General features: G+C 56.7%; 2 protein-coding genes. One reads left to right on the forward strand and one right to left on the reverse strand.

What is annotated here, in order from left to right; translation table 11 throughout:
• The first annotated feature begins 289 nt into the window (after window positions 1–289).
• Window positions 290–505: a hypothetical protein gene (locus ABIB42_RS25845; RefSeq protein WP_157225559.1), complete on the forward strand. Its 216-nt coding sequence runs from the start codon at window positions 290–292 to the stop codon at window positions 503–505.
• 398 nt (window positions 506–903) lie between these two features.
• On the opposite strand, the gene ABIB42_RS25850 is transcribed toward ABIB42_RS25845, so the two are convergent.
• Window positions 904–1,575 (reverse strand): hypothetical protein, encoded by a 672-nt coding sequence (locus ABIB42_RS25850; RefSeq protein WP_005666872.1) that lies wholly within the window; start codon window positions 1,573–1,575, stop codon window positions 904–906.
• Between the last annotated feature and the right edge of the window lie 218 nt (window positions 1,576–1,793).

Genomic DNA, 1,793 nt, shown 5'->3' on the forward strand with positions numbered 1-1,793 from the left:
GGCGGAACGGGGCAGCGCCGGGCAGCTGCTGAAGTGGAAATGGACACAGCTTAAACTAGCCGGCTGAGTGTCTTGACTGATGGGTCCACTTTAGTATTGCCGCGGCGGCGTCATTATTTGCTCCAGATCTAAACACGTAATCACATCACGCTGTTCGCCGTTGCACCTCATGTTCTTGCCGGTTTGCAAAATGCAGCCATGATACCTGCCCCTTGGCTGCGGGCATCAAATGTTTTGCACAGCAGAAGACGACCACCCGGTCTTCATCCTCGGCAAGGAAAGCGCGCTGATGACGGATCCGATCAACGCCGATGCGGCCCGCTGGCTGAAGACGGAAAATCCGCAGGAAGTTCGGCGGATGATCGCGTTGCTGCGGGAAGCGCTGGCGATCGATTTCAAGCTGGTGGCGCCCGGCCATGGGGAACCCAGCTCAAAAGCCGACGTGCGCGAGTTCCTGGCCTACCTCGAGGACTTGCCGCGCCGCGGTCCCCGAGGGCATCAATAGGGGCCAGTCGCTGCAACAGATGCAGGCCGAGATCAGGCTCGACCGGTATGCTTCTTATGCCGAGTACCGCGAGTGGCTGCGGCTGAACGTCAAGGGAGCGTACGATCAGCTGGTACTGAACTCGCGACGCCGTGGGCAGGAAAAATAAAGGCGGCTGCTGGGCTACCTCCTTGCCCAGGAACGGCAGCGCCCACGCCAGTGTGATCCATGCGCGACGGCATGTGCTTGAAGATCGCTTGGCCAGCCGCTACCCTGATGTGTTCCAGCACTTTCGCGTGTCTCACGTGGCCTGACTTCAATCATATTCTTGGCTTTCTAAACAGCTTTAGAAAGTAATGTGGTGGCTTAGTGCAGCTTATCGTTCCCGCTGTTCAGCCACACCTCTGCGCAATAGAATGCTATTCGTTGAGCCGAAGGTTGAAGGCCTTTAGCGCTGGATGAATAAGCAATGTTTGCCATTGTTCAGACTCGGCGCCTGGCTGAGTCATCTGGCCGGATTGTTTCCATACCAGCGCTGGCGGCTTACCGAATGCCAGCGCCGCAATGCAAACCCGCAGCTCTTTCGATCCAGCGCCAGCATATGCTGCTACCTTCGTTCGCATACTCAGCGTAGATTCGGGAAATACCGCATCGATCAGCCTTTCAAGCTGATCGAGCCCGCCGTCCCGCTCCATTTTTTCCAGCTCCACCTTAATCTGTCGATTATGTGCTAGGGCCGCATCCCGGTTTCGCTCCGGCTTATGTGCCGCAGCGGTAGCCCGAACTCGCTCTTGCTGTTGCCGTGCTTGCGTAGCAGCTTTTTCCTCTCTGTCCCGCGCGTAAGTTGCGGCGATCCTTCGGGCTTCAGCATCACGATAAGGTTGGCGCCACTCGTCCATGGCGCGCCCAATGTAGTGATGGGCGGCGACAAACATCCCGTACCGTGTTGCGATTTGTTCAATCGTATCAACCTGCTTACTGGACAGCCGACCACGGTCTCTCCAATGGGAAAAAACCGAGTTTACAAAGGCCAATTCCCGTTGCGACTCAGGCTTGTGGGGAGGAATGCGGTCTAGCAGCTGGCGTAGCATAGGACCAGCGTCTGCACTTGCTTCTTCATTCCGTTCGCCGTTCAGCCTGTGCTGCCTAGTAAACAGCTCACTAGGCAGATCGAGGTCGCCGAGTAACTCGATAGCGAGCGTTGGGATCCTGAAACCGGTGTTTGTCAACGTAGTTGTCGCGTCATCTCAAGCTGCTTGCTGTAGTGCTTCTGGCCGAATCCGTTCCGGATTCAACCAGACTTGATCGT

The organism is Massilia sp. UYP32, from assembly GCF_050434365.1.
Taxonomy (GTDB): Bacteria; Pseudomonadota; Gammaproteobacteria; order Burkholderiales; family Burkholderiaceae_D; genus Telluria; species Telluria timonae.